Raw genomic sequence first — 20,640 nt, 5'->3', positions numbered from 1 at the left:
AGAGGGGTCCTGGTTTCGTTATCATCCGTCTGAGGATTCTAGGTTGGGTCTTTGTTCTACTTTCCTTTGCCTAGAGGTTTCAAAGAGTGCACTTTAATTTTATTGAAAATCTCGGGGATTCTCAGTCCTTCCCTGATTTTTATCCCGATGGAAAAATTTTTAGTCTGTGTTATTTAGCAGAAGGCTTACATCGGTTGGGGTCCGGAATTTTCCAAATTTCTACAGCCTGGAACTCCAAGGGTTACCGGACCCAAGCCTCATCTTTAATCCTAGACTCTCCCTACAGCGATCGCCTGGGTCTAGGTTAGTTCACTGCTTAATTCTTACTACGTCTCACATTGTGTAAATTTTGGGATTAATTTAGATCTTCACCCGCTTTAAACAAACTCTGGGTCAATGGCGACTTTGATAATAGGGCAAGGTTAAATTTTTCTTCTTATTAAGTAATTCTGGCGCTGACCATAACCCTTCAAGATTCGCTGTGGGGAGACTAGCGACTTGAGAAGAGACTGCCATTGGATTAGGTGGCGGTCACTTTGTTTTTTAATCCGAAAAAGAATAATTTTGTACCCCGAGGGGGAACTGAGGTCCTGTTCTATCTCTCTTGACCAACTGGGCATGACGAGACTAGAAGCCAAACGCAGTAGGGCTAAATCCGAGCTAAAAGGATTGACTAATTTAAAGAATAAGACGAACTTGAATGTGAAATGTTCCGGATCTTGGAGTGTTACCACTGAGAGGGTTTCACCCCAAATAATTTAAAAAATAGCCGGATGTTTTGTAGAGATTCCGTAGAGATAAATAACAGTCAAAAAAGGAATTTATCTATGAGCATCTACAAATGCTTAGTGTTATCTAGCCTGCTTTTATTAGGGATGAATGCCAACTTTTCTGGCATTGAATATCTTACTTCAAAAGAAAATAACTCCCATGCAAATAGTCAAATTGCCAGCGCTGATGTCGCTCGGGGCACTGAACCGGATCATCGCGGAAGTGGACGATAAGAACCCAACCGATCGCCCCATTGCTGATCGCGCTTATCCTTTCCAGGTCCAGATCGACACAGACCAGAACCGATGCAAGTTTGAAGCCAAAAATCCTTACCGTCTATGGGGTTCGCGCTCATTCGTCAGCGCAACTCAGCAATTCATTACAGGGTGCATCCTGCCATTTTTTCGGTCATTCTCATTCCTCATGACAGAACTCGGGTCAGCGATGGAAAGCTGACTGGGTTTAAGGAGCGATCGCCATTAAACCTCATGGAAGGCGATCGGGTTCAGAGAGAAAACCGTACCTTATCAAGGTACTATCCGGTCGGAGTGTGGTGTTCGTCCCAATTCAAGAATTAATCAATAGAATGAGCAAGAACTGCTCAAGTAGACAGAGGAGGGCTAACCGAACGGTTTGCCCAATTTTCCATATTTAGGAAAGATTTAAGTCAAGGGTCTGAGGCACCCAAAAGCCGATCAATACCTCAACTTGAGTGTTCAGAACCCTTGACCAGCAGGCTTTAAACGAGGCCGAGACTAGAAACATCCAGACAACCTGGGAGGATGCTTGCTGATTTAGGTAAAATTTAAGAAACGTAACGTAAACAGGCAAGCTAGATGATCCCTACCGTAATCGAACAATCTGGGCGTGGTGAACGCGCCTTTGATATCTACTCCCGCCTCCTGCGCGATCGCATCGTCTTTTTGGGACAACAGGTGGACGCAGACCTAGCGAACCTGATTGTTGCCCAATTGCTGTTCCTAGAAGCCGAAGACGCCGAAAAAGATATCTACCTCTATATCAATTCCCCCGGTGGATCAGTGACCGCAGGCATGGGAATTTTCGATACCATGAACCACATCCGCCCCGATGTTTGTACCATTTGTCTGGGATTAGCTGCCAGCATGGGCGCTTTCTTATTAAGTGCCGGTGCCAAAGGCAAGCGGATGAGCTTACCCCATTCTCGAATCATGATTCACCAACCCCTCGGGGGTGCTCAAGGGCAGGCGACGGATATTGAAATCCAAGCCAAAGAAATTCTCTACCACAAAAAACGCCTAAATACTTTGCTCTCGGAGCATACAGGTCAACCCCTTGAGCGGATTGAACAAGATACAGAACGGGACTTTTTCATGTCCGCCCAAGAGTCTGTAGACTACGGACTCATCGATCTGGTCATCGATCGCCGTCCCTCTGCTAACCGTCCGGTAGCCGTGAATTAAATCCCGGTTGGGTTCTCTGGTGAACAGACTGTTATACCTCTGGCTACCCCTTGGACCTAACATTGATTGTTTTTGCTCCCATCCTGAGTAGGATGGGAGCAAAAGGGGGGCTTTGTCTAGTTAAGTTAGAGGTCGAGTTGTTGAGCTCTGGTAATCCTACAAAAATTTTAGAGTTAACGTTGGAAAAAGTCCCAGTTTTCCCCTCTAACTCCTCAAATCTGGGGATGACAATCCCTTCTAAGGGCTGGGCTGGGTTTTAAGATACGTTAAGAAATCAAGTAATTGGTCTTCCGAAAGCAGAGAACGAGAGGGGACTCCATAGTTCTGTTTCAGATGGTTGCGCCCTTGGTCATTAGTCCAGCCTAAGCGTTTAATCTCAATAGTGGTTTGGGCGATCGCATCCGATAAATCCACTGAACCCGATTGAGTCGCGTTAGGAGGGGTCATTTCTGGGGAAGTTGGAACACTGGAACTGGGAACACCATATTCAGTCGGGACAACGGATTTGGGTTCATCCGGGGATTTGTAGTCAGAGAACGGATCACCATCGACCCCCGTGGGACTGTCTGGAAACCCAGAGGTTTCAGGTAAACTCTGGGGTGCAAATTCGCTCTGGGTAGAAGGAGTCGGCGAATATCCCCCACCGGATAGCCATTGATCAGGACTTGGACCCGACTTTTCAATCTCTGGGAATGCAGGGGCTGTTTCCGGGGGAGTCGAGCGTTGAGATTCGGAAAACCCGGGGGAACTCATGGGGGTTGAACTGGGCCTAGCACGGGTTTTGCCTTGTCCCAAATGTAGCGTATTAAAAGCGGGAGCCGAGGCCGGTGCAGTTACCGGAGACTCTGAGATGTTGCGGGAAGGAGTAGCCTCAGAGACAGAAACCGATGTACCTAAAACCGCGATCGCCCGAACTCGGGCACGATCTTCCGCTTGTTCGATCGTCGGTTCAGCCGCCATCCCCGTGGCGAGGATCACCCCATCCATTTGTACCAAGGTCCGCACCACATAGAGTCCTTGATGAAGGGTGAGTAATTCAGAAATTAAACTGGCGGTGGGATAGCGAGAGCGAAATTCAATCAACATGATGGGTGAGGGTAGTATCAATACTTAACATTTTAAGGGAGCAGATTCAGTCCGGGGAATTTTAAGGGGATACTTGACATTTTAATGAGGGAAATTGGCTTCGGGGAATTTTAATGCCATTCAATGCTACAATGCCAGAAAACAGGTCACTTGTGAAAGACCCTAGGACAAAACCCGCCGCCTTTGAGTACAGCCCTCGCGATTGATCGCCAGAGAGCTACGAAGAGCGGCAACTATCAATTTCCTAGGGAGAAAAGCCAGAAACCATGCCGCTAGAACAAGCAACAACTCGTTTTTATGAGTGGGATATCTAACAGATACGGCACCAACTCGTTAGAGTTTTCCAGTGTCTTTAGATCCTAACTCTGTTCAATCCCCAAGCATGACAAGCTAGTTTGTAGGGGGTTCAACACCGAACAACCGCCCCTTCGCTTTGGCTAATGTCCCTGGGATAGATCGGGTTAATGAATCACCGGCGAGTCTACCCCGGCATCGGGTATGTGTTCTTCATGGTCTTTAGGGATGTAAGCGCGATCGCCTTCAAATGCATTTCGCGTGGGTCAACCCTCCTGTTTTTCTGGGTAAGGAGTCCGTCAGTGACCCCAGCATTCGCCAACTGTTGGCTCGAATTGCTTGGAAACTTGACGCTGATGCTGAAAAAGTCGCATGAGGCGCGTCGCTTTCCGAGTCTGTAAGTTCTGATTCGGATGGGTCGATCGGGGAGTATGATACGATAACGACCTCCGTTGAAAACTGACAGGGGATTGACGCGATGCAACTGTTTTGGCTTGAAAGTTGGCATCACTATAGCTTGTCTGAAGTCAAACGAGTTCAATAAGGGGATATTCGTCATTTGCGTCACCTTTGAGGCTCGACTCGATAGAGAACAAGCAGCAACACCAGACATTTGATGCCTGGAAAGAGAACCGAATGGATAAAAGAAGGATCGATCTCTGAATGGACTTTTCAATCGCTACACTACTGGCAAATTTTACCGATGATAAATCGGTCGCTCCCAAGATCTTGGAGAAGAAACTGGGGTGTCAGGATGAAAAAAGCACGCGCTACTTACAAATTGCGCTCGATGCGTTGGAAAAAATCGGCGTGCTTGTCAAGGAAAAAGGTCGATATCGGCGGGTTTGGGAAGAAAGTCTCGTAGAAGCAAAACTGCGCTGCTCTAGCAAGGGGTTTTGCTTTGCGATTCAGGATACGGAGGGAACTGAAGATATTTACATCCGCGAATGCCATTTGAGTAATGCCTGGAATGGCGATCGCGTGTTGGTGAATATCATTAAAGAAGGCTCTCGTCGTCGTTCTCCCGAAGGCGAGGTCAAGTTAATCCTAGAACGTGCCAACCCGTCCGTACTCGCCAGAGTCAAGCAAACAGGGAATCGCTATTTAGCAGTTCCTTTAGACGATCGCTTGTTGTTTGAACTTGACCTCAAACAAAATGGGGTTTCCCTCGCCGATGCGGTCGAACATCTGGTTCATGTCGAAGTGTTGCGTTATGCTCTAGGCAGCAATCCCCCCCTCGGGCGTGTCGCACAAATCCTCGGATCCGATGCAGAAGATGCCAATGATCTGGATATTGTTTGCTGTAAGCATGACTTGCCTCGCGCTTTCCCCCAAGTCGTTCTCGATGCGATCGCGGATTTACCCAAACCCCTGCGAAAGGCTGAGATTAAAGGGCGCTTAGATCTACGCAGTCTCCAAACGATTGCTTTGATGCCCACATCCAGACTCCGCAGTACCATTCCGACGGTGGAACAAGCGTTTACTCTGGAAACCCTCAAAAGTGGCGAATGGCGTCTGGGAATTCATGTATCAGATGTGGCCCACTATGTCAAGCCAGATACGGCGTTGGATCGCGAAGCTCGCAGACGATCGGTTTCGGCACATCTGGGGGATATGGTACTACCGATTATTCCGGAACAGTTGGCCTTGGATTCCTGCTCGTTGCTAACTGGGGAAGACCGCCTCGCGGTGTCGGTATTGGTCATTTTAGATGATGATGGGGTGGTAGATTTTGAAATCAAACCCAGTGTCATCAAGGTTGATTATCAAGTGAGCGATCGCCAAGCCCAACCGATTCTGGATAAATTGCAAGAGAAACACCTTGATCCAGAAATCATCCCGGCCTGGTGGTTGGAGTTTCGAGAACGTCAAAAATCCCTGGAAGAGCCTGAACCCTTACCGGCGGCGATCGCTCAAGCCCTGGAAAAAATGTTCCAATTGAGCTATACCATGCAAAATTGGCGGCGCGGTCGTGGGGGATTTGACCTCAATCTGCCTCCCAATCAATATGGGATTTGTCCCTCGGTTTATAATGATGAAGGCGCAGAGGGAGCAATTTCCCTCTCTTCTCACATTACCGCCCAAGGGATGCTCTGTGAATTTACGATTCTGGCTAACCAACTGGTTGCGACTCACTTACAGCAATTGGGAGTTCCCGGAATTTACCGCGTGCAAGCTGCTCCTGACCTGGAACAAGTCGATGAGCTGATCAAACTTGCCAGCAATATGGGAGTAGAAGTCCTGCTGGATGACCCCGAGGAAGTTACTCCTATTGACTTCCAAGATTTTACCGAAGTATTTGCAGCCTCTCAATGTGAGCGAGTTCTCACTTATTTGCTGGAAGATACTTTAAAACCGGCGAGTTATAGTACAACGCCTGGTTCTCACTTTGGATTGGCATTAAATACGGGTTATACTCACTTTTGTTCCCCCGTCCAGCGATATGCTGACCTGTTGGTTCAACGGTTGTTAAAAACCGTCTTTGAAGAAGGACGCGATCGCAAATCGGCTCGCTCTAAAGAGTATGTGGATCTGCACAGCAGTCATAGTCACGGCGAAATTTCTTGGAACGTTCTGCCACCGACGACTCACAGCGAATTTGAGAGCCATTTTGCCACCATCGTCGGTCATCTAAGCGATCGCGAAAAGCTCACCCAAGAAGCAGAAGCGGACCTGCAAGGACTGAAAAAAGCTGGACTGATGAAGGCGCGCACCGGCGAAACCTTCAGCGGATTAATCACCGGCGTTCAATCCTACGGATTCTTTGTGGAAATCGAAGTGGAAGGACCCGAAGGAATTCCTCTGCGTCTGGAAGGACTCGTCCATGTTTCCTCCCTCAAAGATGATTGGTACGAGTATCGTTCTCGCCTGCAAACTCTCGTCGGTCGAAAAAATCGTAAGCAATACAGCTTAGGTGATATCGTCGAAGTTCAAGTTAAAAGTGTGGATTACTACCGTCAACAAATCGACCTAGTGGCAGTGGGTGGCGGCAGTGAAGCCAGTGGCGAAGACTATACCGAATATCGCGAACGGGAACGCAATTACTATGATTACGAGGAAGATATTTAATCGGCCTTGAATCTTTTAATTATCATTACTGGAACCGACCGAAAAAACTCGGCCAGACAATGGATAAAGCCCGCTTGATCGCGGGCTTAATTTTTTAAGGCTTTTATAAGTTTAAGGATAAAATATCGGGATACAGCCTGCCTCTGGAGAGTGCCTTAAAAATCGATAGGTGTAGGCGGGATTGGCGATTTATTCAAAGGATTTGCTCACCCTAGTCCGGGTCTATTTACAAACTTTACCCAGGATGATAGGATAATATTTAGTCAATTTTATTCTGAAATTTGGCCTTCAACTTTTTAAGGGTTAAACGCTCTCTTAATTCATCAAAAAAGGAGAATCTTATCAACGATAAAAACAGACCTTTAATTCTGGGTATATCGGGCGCATCTGGGTTGATTTATGCGGTACGAACGGTTAAATTTTTGTTAGAGGCCGATTATCGAGTTGAACTGGTTGCATCCAAATCAACCTATATGGTTTGGCAAGCGGAAGAGAATGTTAGAATGCCTGCCGAACCCGCACAACAAGAGATATTTTGGCGCGATCGCGCCGGAAGCGTCACACAGGGTAAATTGACTTGTCATCCCTGGCAAGATGTTGGTGCAAACATTGCCAGCGGTTCCTTCCGGACCTTGGGAATGTTGGTCATTCCTTGCAGTATGAGTACCGTGGCTAAAATAGCCACAGGATTGAGTTCAAGCTTATTAGAACGGGCGGCAGATGTTCAACTCAAGGAAGGCCGAAAACTGGTGATTGTCCCTCGGGAAACACCCTTTAGTTTGATTCATTTGCGGAATTTAACAACCTTAGCCGAAGCGGGTGCCCGAATTGTCCCAGCGATTCCGGCTTGGTATCACAAACCCCAAACCATTGAGGATTTAGTAGATTTTACCATCGCTCGGGCATTGGATCAAGTGGACATTGACTGCGTACCGATTCAGCGCTGGGAAGGGCATGATTGAAGGAGGAAGGAGGCCCACAGGCGAATTTCGGATGCTAAAATAAGTCCTGGAAAGCGGGGAAACTGTGGGAATCCCTGGCCGGGATTAATGAATCAGAAAATAAAATATGCGTGAATTTTGGAATGTACTGCTGTTGGTTATCTTGGGGGGATTGACAATTTTTGCTTTGCAAAATACGTCGCCATCCCTAACCTTGGTGTTTTTAGGCATGAGGTCGATTGCGCTGCCCCTATCGGTGTGGATTCTAGCAGCGATCGCCTTGGGTGTTGTGACAGCTTGGGCGATCGCTATTTTATTCGGACTCTATCGTTATTGGGATACCCGCAACCCCAGACCCCGCCGCGCCCAGCGCCCAGCGGAACCCATCGCCCCCCCACCGCCTCGGGGAAATCGCAGCGAACCCCCCTTATCACGCAATAACGCCACGGTGATTCAGGATGATGTCCCGAATCGGTTCACGCGAACTGGGGAACCGGGCAGCCGCATCCCTGTTTCTAATAGAGAACTGGAAGAAGAAAACTGGATTGATGAAGATGAGGACTTCCTAGACGAACCTAATGCCCAATCCTTTCAAGAATCGGGGGACAGCGAGGGCTACAATTATGAAGTGGTCCGCGAACCCGTTGCTGAGTCTTGGGTCGGATCCAGCTATTCCTATAGTTATGACCAGAATCGAGAGTCTGGCGGTGAAACAGGCAATTCCCCCTACGAAGCAGATTACCGAATTGTCACCCCACCCCCCTCGGTAGAAAAACCACCGGAGGAACAATCTTCAGAGGCGATCGTTGAACCGATTCTGGAAGAATTGCCAACACCCGAACCCCCCAACACTCCCGGTTCTAGTGATGATTGGACTACTATTCGTCGTCGCCGTGAGGAGTGGTAAGGATTTAACGGTTTGTTTTGAAGACACGACTTCAGTCGTTTTGTCATTTCATTGCCAACCTAACTCCCCAACGAGATTTTGAGAGATCGGGTCCCCTTCCCTTATTAAAGTCGGGCGATCGCGCTTTGCTTGTTAACAGAGGGACCCCACCCTAACCCTGCCCAAGACACAGGGGAGGGGACCGGAGGCTATACGGACCCGCAATGACTTATGTTTAATTTCTGGGGAGTGGACCCCACCCTAACCCTGCCCTTCGCAAGGCAAGGGGACCGGAGGTGAAGTGAAGGGAAAGGCAAATCAGGATCAGCAAACTTGCTGTTGATGAAAGTGAGATGAAAGCCCGATCGCTGGGGTGGAGATACCGTAGAGATGGACCCCCAGAAGAGGGCGATCGCATTGCAGGTTCCGGATTACCGATCGATGCCTGGTGAGTCACAGCGACGGGGATTGCAGAGTCCAGAACATGAAGGCAGAGGGTCCCGCGAGGGCCTTGGTTTGGCTAGGAAAAAGGACCGAGACTTTATCTTATTTTTATGGTGGAGACCGGGACAAAAATGGTATTATTTTTTCCCGTGGTACTGGAAAACCGATCAGGAGAGACCCCCTTGTAATCTTTGCGATTATCTTATGTTCGATTGCTAAAATGCAATTGCGCAACATGGGACGCAGAACCTGTAAGACAAAGGGGCTTGAGACGGCCCCATCCCATCCAATAGACCTAACGCAACACCCTAAACGATAAGGGTGCGTGGGCAGGGAATCCCCCTGTATTTACCCGTAAGACAGTTCGCTATTGCCAGTCTGGGTAAGACGGGCGATCGCCCTATTCATTCCATTTGACCATTCCCTGGAAATACCAGTTTCGGCGTGGAACGCCCTGGTGCAGTGTAAACCTAGTTAAAGGAGCCAATCGTGTTCAATTCTACCCGTGATGCCAGCATGAACGCTGAATTCCTATCTGTAGCCGCCAAGGTTGCCAGTGGGAGTCCATTTAATATGCTCAACTGGGTAGAAACCTTAGAACCCGTGGCGGGAAAGAAAAATCGCTATATTTGCCCAGTCTGTCAGGGACAGAATCTAACGGTTGATCCCCAAAGCGGGGCCTATCAATGTTGGAATGGGTGCGAATGTAAAGACATTCGGGCTACCTTGGGCAATCGCCCCACTTCTGGGATTTCCCCGGGATCACAGCGCCAAAAAACTGTCCAAAAATCCTTTAAACCCGCCCCCTTCCCCGAGGGACAAGCGGTTTTAGCAAGGTTGCGCCAACCGGGGATTCCCCCTAAATCCCAAAAACTCTCCTTCCAGCCGAAAGGGGTCCCGAATCATGCGGTGGAAATCCGTTATAACTACAGTGAGACCCAGGTGGTGTATCGCTTTGAATGGCTGGACCCCAAACAGCGCAAAGGGCATAAAAAAACCTTTCGTCAATGTCACCTGAATGAAGATGGATTGCCGATTTGGAGTAAAGGGAATGACCCCTGGAAAGCCTATCGAGAAACGGAAGCATTAGCAGCCAGCGCCCGCGTGGTAGACGGGTTTCCGGTATTGTTATTGCTGGAAGGGGAAGGCTGTGTAGAAATTGCCCGAACTCTGGGGTTAGCTGCGGTGACGTTTCAAGGTAGCGCCTGGACGGATGTGGAAATTGAGAGTTTTTTGATTCGCTTGCGCCATGCCAATGAGAAGGCAACGATCGCCGTCCTCCCCGATCGCGATGAAACGGGGCGGAAAAAGGCGGCGAAAGTGTCGGCAGCAGCAGCGAAAGTGGGCGTTCCTTGTTTGGAACTAGACCCGACGCAGATTGATCCCGACTTGCCGGAAAAGGGCGATATTCGGGAAATGCTAGAAAATTCGGCAATTCCCTCAGACTTGATTCAACGGTTAGAACGGGTGATTCGCCAAGGGACTCAGCGGAACTCCCAAACCCTGGAAACCGAAAGTTACGATAGCTTTTTCCCGGTGGTGGAGTTTAACCAGGCGATCGTTAAGTTCCTCTATGGCGATCGCCCTTGGATTTGCGTCAACAATACCCTCTATGCATGGCAGGGGACCTATTATGAAGCTTCACCGAATGCCGTAGAACTCTATCGAATTACGCAATTTTGCAATTCCTTTCCCATTGATGTCAAAGGTCACATTCGCTATCCTTACGCCAGTTCCAGCAGTGTGAAAAAAGCCCTGGAATGGGTGAAACTGATGTTTGCGATCGCGCCGGGACGGGTGAATCCCCCGGGACTGAATTGCACCAATGGGGTACTCCAACTCTCGTTTACTCGCAAGGGTCAGCCGTCGTGGAAACTGGTCCCCCATGACCCCCGCCAACATTTTTATCTGTATCAACCCCTGGTGACGTATGACCCCGAGGCGGATCCGATGGATTGCGATCGCCTCCTGGAATGTCTGGAACCCCAATATCGGGATATTTTCCTCAAAACCATTGCCGCCTCCCTGGATTTAGAATCGGTCCGCCGCCTGAAAGGACGAATGGTTAAAGCATTGCTTGCCAAAGGGGATGGCAACAATGGGAAGGATAGTTTGCGGGAAGTCACTGCCATGCTGTATGGCTATCAGGGACTCACCTCAGTTTCCGTGGAAGCCTTTGAACAAGCCGATCGCGGGCGTTTGTTTCCCGTTGCCCGATTGGAAGGGTCCCGGGTGAATTGGCCCTCAGAAAATCGCAACGCCGAGGCCCTGGACCGCCTACAATGTTTGAAAATTGCCATTACCGGCGATCGGTCTTTTGTGATTGAACGCAAAGGCAAGGATGATTATGAAACCGCGATTAATGCGGTGTTTATCTTTAACTGGAACGATATTCCGGAACTGGCGGGAGTCATGGAAGCGATTCGCAGTCGCTATGCGGTCCTCCCGTTTACCAAAACCTTTGCTGTCAATCCCAACCCCCGACGCGGGGAATTGCCTGCGGATCCTCGATTCAAATATGACCCGGAGTTTTTAAAATCCAAAGTGCTGCCTGCCTATCTGAACCGACTCTTGGAGGCATTACAACGGTTGATGCGCGATGGGATTGACTATAGTCCCACCCAGGAAGCGATGACCCAGATCCAATGCGCTTCGGAACATTTGTGGCAATTTGTCAAGGATTCCGGGTTAGTGGAGGACCCAGATTCCCGAGTTTATGTCCAGGAGATTTGGCAAAAGTTGCGCCAATGGTATCAGGATACGGGGATTTTACAGGTAGAAAGTAGCGATCGCACTCGGGAGAAACTGCTGTGGTACGACTTACCCTCTGCCAGCGATCGGCATTGCAAAACCCTAAATCAGGTTCCGGTTCGTCTCTTGTCTATGTTTCCGAAAGCGAAAAAAGGCGGGGATGAACAAGGCACATTTTTGAAGGGTTTAAAATGGCTTAATCCTCCATTTTAGGCAGAATTTCAGATAAAAATCGAGTTTCTGACTCAGTTACAAATGGAATCAGAAACCCGATTTTCAAGTTGATGTTTCTCAATTCGCCTAATGTTTTGCGGCTTCAGTTTCATAACATTTGAGCAGCAGAGGTGCGAGTTTGTCTAAATCCCTGATATCAGAAATAACCACTCGGGATGCTGCACCTCCTAATGATGCAGAGACTCCCTGCACTTCAAACCCAGCAGCCAGGGGTTCAATTTCCTCTAAGGGAAGTCGGGTAATAAAACTTTTTTTCTTGGGGGTTAGATAAAAACGTAAGAACCACCAAGTTGTTTTACCTAGATTGATCCCAAAGTAGGAAACTGTATCTCTATGATTGAGTTCAAATTTATAGGCGCTGGAAGTTGCTGCGATCGCTTTTATTTTTTCAAACGCTGCTAGTTCTTCTTCAGTGGTAACAATTTCTAATTCCGCTCCATTAGGTCCCGAGTCATCATCGTCCAGTGTAGAATTCGCTGGGGTCGGTAGGGGTGTCACGGAACTGGGTTGCTGCATTTCCTGAGTAAGCGATCGCGTCATCAATTCTAACAAACAGGTTTGAATTGCTTTTTTGGCGATCGGTTTGAACTGCTGAACTTTTTTACTCGTTATTTTTCCATCAATGGCATAGCCGTCATCGAGTTTACTCAACTCCCCCATTAAAAAGCGAACTAACTCGTCTGAAGGATCTTTTAAAAGATTTCCGATTAAAACCGCCATTCCTTTCACAAAAACCATTTCTTCGGCTTCAAGTTTAATGGCGACGCTATCAAAGTTATCGCGGTGAAATAGCTTTAAACTTTCTAAATTTTTAGGCTGATAGTCAAAGAGGTTAAAGATAAAAAATGGCTCTTTGTCCATCATATTTTCATTGCGGAGATCCGTGAAAAATCGATATTCAACCCCATTCGTACAAATGCCGACTTTAGCGGAAAGTTTCGCATTAAAATACCGACATAACTGCCCACTATGAGGTTCTGGTTTTTCGTTGCGGGCTTTGGCTTCAAGCAACATGATGATCGTATCATTAATGGCGATCGCATAGTCTACTTTCTCTAGTTGCCCTGCCTTTTTCTTGGTGGCAGCATCAGAAATCGATTCTGGTATTACCTCAGATGGATCCCAGATATCATATCCCAGGGCCTGCAAAAATGGTAAAATGAGCTGTAGTTTTGTGGCTTGTTCTCCAACAACCAAATCAGCATTTTTGCGAACTTGTACAGCAACCTTGGCGATATCTTCCACGAATCCCATATTGTACTCCAGTGGTTTTGCTTGGACTTTTTTACTACATTACCACTTTAGGTAGATCCGGATTGAGATGTCTTTATATTAAAATAAATTATTTTACTTATCTTTACAAGAGTCGGGCTAGGCTCTAAAATCGACATAAACTGGCGGTAATCTACATCACAATTCACTAAAATCGTTAATGCTAAAGCCGGGTCTCGAAACCGAATATTAAAGGTCGCTAGAGGTCTATGTTATCGGATATGAAGCCCGACTGAGTAGAAATCTTTGCATGGATTATGGCGGCGATCGCTGTAATGAATGACAACAAGGGTCGGAGTAGGACCAGGACCCGACCCAAAATTTAACCCCAGGGGTTATACCCAGTCTTTGAATCTCAACTTGCGATAAGGCATCCACAATATATGCTCTTTCAGCAATTGATGCAACTAGAACTCATCAGCGAACCAACCGCTATAATTGTTCTTTAAAAGAGCCTGGTTGTTCCTCTGGTTTTTGAGTGTACCACCAAGCCCAAGCAATTAGAACAGCCTGAAAAGGCAATCTAGCCCAGTAAATCCAAGGATGATGAGGAATGCCTTCAATGGGAATACTATTAAGCGCCTGATTGATATTAGCGGGAAAAACCGCAACAAACAAAGCCATTAGTCCCCAGGCAGCCGCAACGCTGACAAACGGAATCAGTAACCCAATTCCTCCTAAAATCTCAAAAAATCCACTAATGTAGACCAACTCAGCCGGATAAGGTAATTGAGGTGGCACAATTCTGACATATTGCTCGGGATGAGTAAAGTGGGTAATGCCTACTACAATGATGGCTACTGATAAGACAACTCGGAGAATTTCTTTAAGCCGATTGGGCGTGTTGTTGTTTGAAGTCATAACATCAAAAATAGAACGTAACCCAACCTTAGCAATCTTGAGTTTATTGTTACCTCTACCTTGAGTATTATTGCAGAGACTACCAAAACAGAAACCCCGCAGGCTGAAGCCTGGGGCTATACGAACAAAGCCCGCCTGCGCGGGCTAAAAGCGAAAACTGACTCTTGAACTCCGGATTTGGTATGAGAGCCTCTCGACCTTTATTAGACTGCTTGCAAAATTCTTTAAAGCCGATTGGCGTTTTTAAGGGGGGTTTGGAGGATCAATCCTTTTTTCTACAAGAGGTCTATTGAGGTGTTATTTAAGCAAAGTTTAATATTCATATATACACAAAAGCCCCCCTTCTTAAGGGGGGTTGGGGGGATCAATCCTTTTTTTTGCAAGAGGTCTATTGAGGTGCTATTGAAGCAACGTTTAAAATTCATATATACACAAAATTTGCATTGGAGTAAATGACAATGACCATTTGCATCGGCACTTCAGGTTGGAGTTATCAACATTGGGAAGGTGTGCTTTATCCCTACCAGTTAGCGCCGCGTTCCCGGCTGGATTACTATATCCAGCACTATCAAACCGTCGAAGTTAACAGCACTTACTATCGATGGCCCCCAGATGCAGCCTTTACGAACTGGCAGCGCCGCCTCCCCCAAGGATTTTTGATGAGCATAAAAGCGCCCCGAGGTTTAACACACTACCAACGCCTTTACTCCCCAGAGAACTGGTTGGCACGCATAAGCGGGGGACTCAAATGCCTGGGCGATCGCCTCGGCATTCTCCTCGTCCAGCTTCCCCCTCAGTTTGGCTGCGACTTAGCCCGCCTAGCCTACTTCCTAGAACAATTGCCCCCCTGGATAAAAGCAGCGATCGAATTCCGACACCCAAGCTGGCACATAGATGAGGTATTTTCACTCCTGGAACGCTTTGGAGTCGCTTACTGTGTAATGAGTGGGGCGCACCTGCCCTGCATCCTGCGCGCCACAGCGCCTTTCGTATATGTCCGGCTTCACGGTCCCGATCGCCACTTCCTGTACGGTGGCTCCTACTCCGATGAGGATTTGTCTTGGTGGGCTTCACGTCTTTGCGAGTGGGAAAGTCAAGGGCGGAGTACCTTTGTCTACTTCAACAACGACGGCGCGGGAAATGCCGTCAGGAATGCTTCTAAGTTAAAAACTTTTTTAGAGAATGGGACTTGTTGACAAGAGGCAGGTTCTATCGGTAGAGGGATGAATATGCTAAAAAAGTTGGATACAGTAAAAACATAAGAAACCGCACCGAGTTCGGTGTTCATAATACAGACCCCTGGTCTTTTTAAAAAATTTAGATTAACAGACAATCCCACCTGTGGCAACATTGGTGGGATTGTTAATTTTCGGGTTTTCCTTGCCCTGTATTACCTTGAGTCAAACCAGCTACAAAGCAGGGCTGGCAAAGGTTTCATTGTCTTTACCCAGGGTTCTCTACCCGTAGAGGTAGCAGCAGGTTCTATCTGTAGATAGATAAATTTGCTTGAGAGGTTCAGTTATATTAAGCACATAAGAAACCGCACCAAAGATGGTGTTCATCAAACAGACCTCACGGTCTTTTTACTAAACCGATTTAATAAATCAATATAAGAGATAATCCCGCTAGAAATATTCTAGCGGGATTATTGATTTTGAGGGGTTGACTCTCATGGGTAAAGGCGATCGCCCGTGGAGAGGGTCCTTGCCAGCCAGAAGAGGTAGAGGAAGGTTCTGCCGGTAGATAGATAAACTGGCTCTCCAGGTTCGGTTATATTAAACACATAAGAAACCGCACCGACAGGGTGTTCATAACACAGGCCCTGGGCCTTTTTAGTAAGCCCCGATTATAAATCAACATAAGAGACAATCCCGCTAGAAATATTCTAGCGGGATTGTTGGTTTTGATGAGTTGATAATTTCCGGTTTCCAACAGCAATCTATCTGTACGTTGCTATCCAAATAAATCTCTGGGGTATGCGTCGCCACCAACAGGCTACCGCAAGAGATAGAGGTAACTTCTATCTGTAGAGGGATAAACTTTGCCCCAGAGATCGGCTACATTAAACACATAAGAAACCGCACCGACAGGGTGTTCATAACACAGGCCCAGGGCCTTTTTAGTAAGCCCCCATTATAAATCCAGCATAAGAGACAATCCCGCTAGAAATATTCTAGCGGGATTGTTGGTTTAAAGAAGTTGATAATTTCTGTTTCCCACCAGCAATCTAGGAGATGTATCGTTGCTACTCAGAGGCTACTAGAAGAGGTAGAAGCAGGTTCTATCTGTAGGGGGATAAACATTGCCCTAGAGTTCGGGTACATTAAGAACATAAGAAAGCGCACCGAGGTTAGGTGCTTATAAGACAGGCCGCAAGGTCTTTTTAATAAATTAAAATAACAGATAATCCCGCTAGAGAGACTCTAGCGGGATTATTGATTTTTATCAAAAAATTTGTCTGAAAATGGGCGTAATACTCCACTCCCTTATTTTCAAAAGGAGTTTTTATAAAGTAGCCCGGGTAGGCGGGCTTTATCTGTGTAACCCCACCCTTGAGGGTGCGGGTTTCTTCACTCCTGAATCCCTGCTCAAGGAGTGCCTAACAGGGTGATTGCTTATCCCTAGAGGTAGCAACAGGTTCTATCTTAAGAGGGATAGGCTTTCAGGGATGATTCAGTTATATTAAGAACATAAGAAAGCGCACCAAGGTTAGGTGTTTATAACACAGGCCGCAAGGTCTTTTTAATAAATTAAAATAACAGACAATCCCACTAGAAGCCCTCTAGTGGGATTGTTGATTGTGAACGGGACTGTATTCGTGAATTGGAGTAAAAACTGGTAGTTTTCAGAGGGTCTGTTTTAGCTAAAACTAGATTGGATCTGTTCCCTAGAGGTAGCAACAGGTTCTATCCAAAGAGGGATAAACTTTCCCCGACAATTCAGTTATATTAAAAACATAAGAAAGCGCACCAAGATTAGGTGCTTATAAGACAGGCCGTAAGGTCTTTTTAATAAAGCAAAATAAGAGACAATCCCGCTGGTAGAAATACCGGCGGGATTGTTGGTTTTGAGTCTGGGATTAGGAAGGGTCGCTTGTGCTGATGCCGTGAAGGTTGTTTGGGTAGGAATCCTACCTGTTGTTAAGGCAAGGAGTGATTTGTTTCTGAGGGTTGGGTTCCCTGAATCGGGGGACGGCTAAACAGTTTAAAGTAAACTGAGTTCAACAGTTCTTTGATGGGAAAGGTCAAAAAAGTCAGGGGATTAATGGTGACGATGATGTTCCGATTATCTGCTTTGGCTTGTTTGACAATTTGTTTAGCAACCCAATCCGCAGACATGACCCCAATGGGATTGAGGTTGCTTTTAAAGGGGCCGAGAATCAATTTCCTAACAATGCAAGGTGCATCTAATCGCCGCAAGGTGACTAAATCCCCTAGAGTGCGTTTGGTGAGTTCATACAGGGGACTAAAGGCGGGATTGGATTCTGCTTCGGAAGTGTTAACCCAAACTTCTTTACGGGCGATGTCTTGATTGGTACGAACGGTGGTGAAAAACAATTCCATCAACCGCCAGGAGGAAAAGGCATTAACTTGATAGGAAGTCGCGATCGCCTCTGGAGTGCGATCGCCATGTACGTTCATCCCATGATTCAAGATGAGAATATCGACCTTTTCCAATAACGCCGCTAACTCGTTTTCTTGACCAATTTGCCAGGTAACGGTATTCACTTCCAGGGTTTCTGACTCTAGGGTTAAGGCGATCGCCTCATTACCAGAAGTCAGGGCGATAACTTTGGCCCCTGCTTCATGGAGATGCAACAACAGCGATCGCCCCAAGGTTCCAGAAGCCCCAGTTACTGCTACCGTTTTGCCTTTGAGAGAAAGTGCCGTTCCCATCAGTTTATCTATAAAGGTAAACGTCCCGCAAAAGTAAGCATTTTGGTTATCAAAGTGGTGTCGCCAGTGGTAGGGACGATTCACAAACCATCGTGAGGGGGGAGTGGCAAAAGGACCCGGTTGATGGGTCAAATCCGTGAGGCGATCGGCCCCTGGAACTCCCGAACCCCGGGCGATCGCACTGCCTACAAAGCAGAGGGTATAAAGACAACCAATCCCAGCAACCCAATGGTAACTCGGAAGAAACAGATAGGCCCCTAACCACCACAACAGCCCAAACCCCAGCATTACCAGGGCCTCAGGTACGTCATTGCGCCAATGCGCTTGTTGATAAATCTCCTCACTCGCTGGGGTGAGATTCGGACGAAAAACCCGATGATGCCAAACGTGCAAGCGATAGAGAGGTTGCCAAACATGAGCAAAAGCATGATACAAATCTCGTACCAGTTCCGCCCACAGAATAGAACCGAGTCCCCAAGCTACTGTTGCAATCCAAATAGGGATCATAGTCAGATCAATACACCTTTTTTTAAACGAGGATGATTACCCGCAAATCCATCCACCAAAATTGGCAGAGTCTGGGACTATGCAGCCCAATTGCGGTGTGATTGACGGATCCGAATGCCGAATCAAGCGGCTGCAACAGCCTGAACCTTCACGCCGTTACAGAACTTTACAGTCAATCTTGATTAGTGTACTCTAACTTCGCGACCCTGCATAAATTTGCCCAATTTCTGCGGAATTTCTGGACCCATCTCTATCTCTGGGCGGTTTGAGAAGCCGAGGACGACCTCGTACACTAAAGCAGAATTTAATATCTTCAAATATCATTTCCCGTGGGGAGAATACGCTGATGAATGGAAAACTTTTAGAAAATCAAGTGGTTTTGGTGACGGGTTCAAGTTCAGGAATTGGGGCCGGAATTGCTGTGGGGATGGGAAAGGCTGGGGCGAAAGTGGTCGTGAACTATCGTAGCAGTCCAGAAGGGGCAGAGAAAGTGGTTGACGAAATTAAATCTCAGGGGAGTGAGGCGATCGCCATTCAAGGGGATATCAGCAAAGAAGAGGATGTGCAGAAAATGTTCTCTCAACTCTGTGAACAGTTTGGCACGATTGATATTTTAATTAATAATGCCGGGATTCAGCAAGATGCAAATCTGGTTGACATGACCCTAAAACAATGGCAAAAAGTCATGGATGTTAACCTCACGGGACAATTTCTCTGTACCCGAGAAGCGGTGAAAGAATTTATGCGTCGGGGTGTGGTTGAGGAGCGATCGCGCGCTGCCGGTAAAATTATCTTTATCAGTTCCGTCCATGAAGTGATACCTTGGGCCGGTCACTCCAACTATGCCGCATCTAAAGGCGGAATCAAACTATTTATGCAAAGTATCGCCCAAGAAGTTGCCCGCCACCGCATTCGCGTCAATGGCATCGCCCCCGGTGCGATTAAAACTCCCATTAATGAAGATGCCTGGGATACCCCCGAAGACGAAGCCGCACTGCTCAAATTGATTCCCTACAAACGGATTGGCGTTCCCGAAGATGTCGCCAAAGTCGCCGTCTGGTTAGCCTCGGATGAGTCAGACTATGTACATGGAGAAACCATCTTCGTCGATGGCGGTATGACATTATATCCCGCCTTTGCCCAAGGTCAAGGGTAAATCAACTCCCTCCCCCCAAACCCCGCTACGGCAATTCCCCAAACCCATGATGCGGCATGATGACAAATTCATCTCATTCACCCGGGGGGAAATGGGTGGGAATTTCAGGGTAACAGGGGAATAATCATCATCACGCGATCGGATGGGTTGGCAATGATGAATGTTTGGATTATATTTCATCGGGGTGATTTGAGAATAATGGCAGAAATTGTCGGAGTGAAAAATCGTTTTTCTGTATAAAACGAAGATTGTGAGAAAATTTTTTCACCGTTAGGGGAATCCTTCCAGCCGCAGGAAATGCAGCCGCCCAAAATCATCCCCCGCCACCACCGTCACCCCATCGGGGGCAATGGCACAGCAGGGTAAGGCAGCATCAGCCGTAAAACTGGCGATTTCCTCCCCGGTGGCCAGATTCCACACTTTCAGGGTTTTATCCCTTGAACCGGAAACCACCCGTTGTCCATCAGGGCTGATGGCCACGGCACTTACCGAGCCACTATGCCCGGTGAGAGTGCGTTCCTCCTCCCCGGTAGCCAGATTCCACCCCTTCAGGGTGTTATCATAAGAACCGGAAACCACCCGTTGCCCATCACCGCTGATGGCTACGGCAGTTACCGAGCCACTATGCCCGGTGAGGGTACGTTCCTCCTCCCCGGTGGTCAGATTCCACACTTTCAGGGTGTTATCGTCTGAACCGGAAACCACCCGTTGCCCATCGCCGCTGATGGCTACGGATGCTTTCCAGCCACTACTATGCCCGGTGAGAGTGCGTTCTTCCTTCCCGGTGGCCAAATTCCACACTTTCAGGGTGTTATCGTCTGAATCGGAAACCACCCGTTGCCCATCGCCGCTGATGGCTACGGATGCTTTCCAGCCACTACTATGCCCGGTGAGAGTGCGTTCTTCCTTCCCGGTGGCCAAATTCCACACTTTCAGGGTGTTATCGTCTGAATCGGAAACCACCCGTTGCCCATCGCCGCTGATGGCTACGGATGCTTTCCAGCCACTACTATGCCCGGTGAGAGTGCGT

14 protein-coding genes are annotated in these 20,640 nt (G+C 47.7%); 9 read left to right on the top strand and 5 right to left on the bottom strand.

The genetic code is table 11. The features are described 5' to 3' along the window. Positions 1-86 precede the first annotated feature (86 nt). From NG796_RS24850 to clpP, 3 genes are all read left to right on the top strand, one after another. Positions 87-308, top strand: a complete 222-nt coding sequence (locus NG796_RS24850; RefSeq protein WP_261210031.1) for a hypothetical protein — start codon at positions 87-89, stop codon at positions 306-308. 519 nt (positions 309-827) lie between these two features. Continuing rightward, positions 828-1,004, top strand: a complete 177-nt coding sequence (locus NG796_RS24845; protein WP_261210030.1) for a hypothetical protein — start codon at positions 828-830, stop codon at positions 1,002-1,004. A gap of 603 nt (positions 1,005-1,607) precedes the next feature. After that, positions 1,608-2,213, top strand: a complete 606-nt coding sequence (gene clpP, locus NG796_RS24840; protein ID WP_261210028.1) for an ATP-dependent Clp endopeptidase proteolytic subunit ClpP — start codon at positions 1,608-1,610, stop codon at positions 2,211-2,213. Positions 2,214-2,450: 237 nt separating this feature from the next. Here clpP and NG796_RS24835 read toward each other — a convergent pair whose 3' ends face one another. After that, positions 2,451-3,320, bottom strand: coding sequence for a hypothetical protein (locus tag NG796_RS24835; RefSeq protein WP_261210027.1), 870 nt, complete (start codon positions 3,318-3,320; stop codon positions 2,451-2,453). Positions 3,321-4,256: 936 nt separating this feature from the next. On the opposite strand from NG796_RS24835, the gene NG796_RS24830 reads away from it, so the two are divergent. From NG796_RS24830 to NG796_RS24815, 4 genes are all read left to right on the top strand, one after another. Beyond that, entirely contained in the window at positions 4,257-6,662 is a 2,406-nt protein-coding gene (locus tag NG796_RS24830) for a ribonuclease R family protein (RefSeq protein ID WP_261210025.1), read from the top strand. Between the two features lie 341 nt (positions 6,663-7,003). Then, the gene (locus tag NG796_RS24825) at positions 7,004-7,624 is read left to right on the top strand and encodes a flavin prenyltransferase UbiX (protein WP_261210041.1); all 621 of its coding nucleotides are present in this window, start codon (positions 7,004-7,006) and stop codon (positions 7,622-7,624) included. 106 nt (positions 7,625-7,730) lie between these two features. Continuing rightward, entirely contained in the window at positions 7,731-8,510 is a 780-nt protein-coding gene (locus NG796_RS24820) for a LapA family protein (protein ID WP_261210024.1), read from the top strand. Positions 8,511-9,422: 912 nt separating this feature from the next. Then, a complete protein-coding gene (locus NG796_RS24815) occupies positions 9,423-11,897 on the top strand; it encodes a DUF5906 domain-containing protein (protein ID WP_261210022.1) in 2,475 nt (824 codons plus the stop codon). Between the two features lie 87 nt (positions 11,898-11,984). Here NG796_RS24815 and NG796_RS24810 read toward each other — a convergent pair whose 3' ends face one another. Together NG796_RS24810 and NG796_RS24805 are read right to left on the bottom strand one after the other, a co-directional pair. After that, positions 11,985-13,172: a type I restriction endonuclease gene (locus NG796_RS24810; RefSeq protein ID WP_261210020.1), complete on the bottom strand. Its 1,188-nt coding sequence runs from the start codon at positions 13,170-13,172 to the stop codon at positions 11,985-11,987. A gap of 450 nt (positions 13,173-13,622) precedes the next feature. Further along, complete coding sequence (locus NG796_RS24805) at positions 13,623-14,051, bottom strand: DoxX family protein (protein WP_261210018.1); 429 nt, start codon at positions 14,049-14,051, stop codon at positions 13,623-13,625. Positions 14,052-14,503: 452 nt separating this feature from the next. On the opposite strand from NG796_RS24805, the gene NG796_RS24800 reads away from it, so the two are divergent. Continuing rightward, complete coding sequence (locus tag NG796_RS24800) at positions 14,504-15,247, top strand: DUF72 domain-containing protein (RefSeq protein WP_261210017.1); 744 nt, start codon at positions 14,504-14,506, stop codon at positions 15,245-15,247. A gap of 1,944 nt (positions 15,248-17,191) precedes the next feature. Here NG796_RS24800 and NG796_RS24795 read toward each other — a convergent pair. Further along, positions 17,192-18,454: a bifunctional sterol desaturase/short chain dehydrogenase gene (locus tag NG796_RS24795; protein WP_261210015.1), complete on the bottom strand. Its 1,263-nt coding sequence runs from the start codon at positions 18,452-18,454 to the stop codon at positions 17,192-17,194. Between the two features lie 346 nt (positions 18,455-18,800). Here NG796_RS24795 and NG796_RS24790 point away from each other — a divergent pair, with 346 nt between their 5' ends. Beyond that, the gene (locus NG796_RS24790; protein ID WP_261210013.1) at positions 18,801-19,610 is read left to right on the top strand and encodes an SDR family oxidoreductase; all 810 of its coding nucleotides are present in this window, start codon (positions 18,801-18,803) and stop codon (positions 19,608-19,610) included. 270 nt (positions 19,611-19,880) lie between these two features. Here NG796_RS24790 and NG796_RS24785 read toward each other — a convergent pair. Continuing rightward, the coding region (locus NG796_RS24785) for a WD40 repeat domain-containing protein (protein ID WP_261210011.1) at positions 19,881-20,640 on the bottom strand (760 nt) is incomplete at its 5' end.

Origin of the sequence: Laspinema sp. D2d (assembly GCF_025370755.1) — a bacterium.
In the GTDB taxonomy this organism is placed as follows: Bacteria; Cyanobacteriota; Cyanobacteriia; order Cyanobacteriales; family Laspinemataceae; genus Laspinema.
The sequence above is the reverse complement of the archived record's forward strand: the minus strand, read 5'-3'. Positions and strand labels throughout refer to the sequence as shown.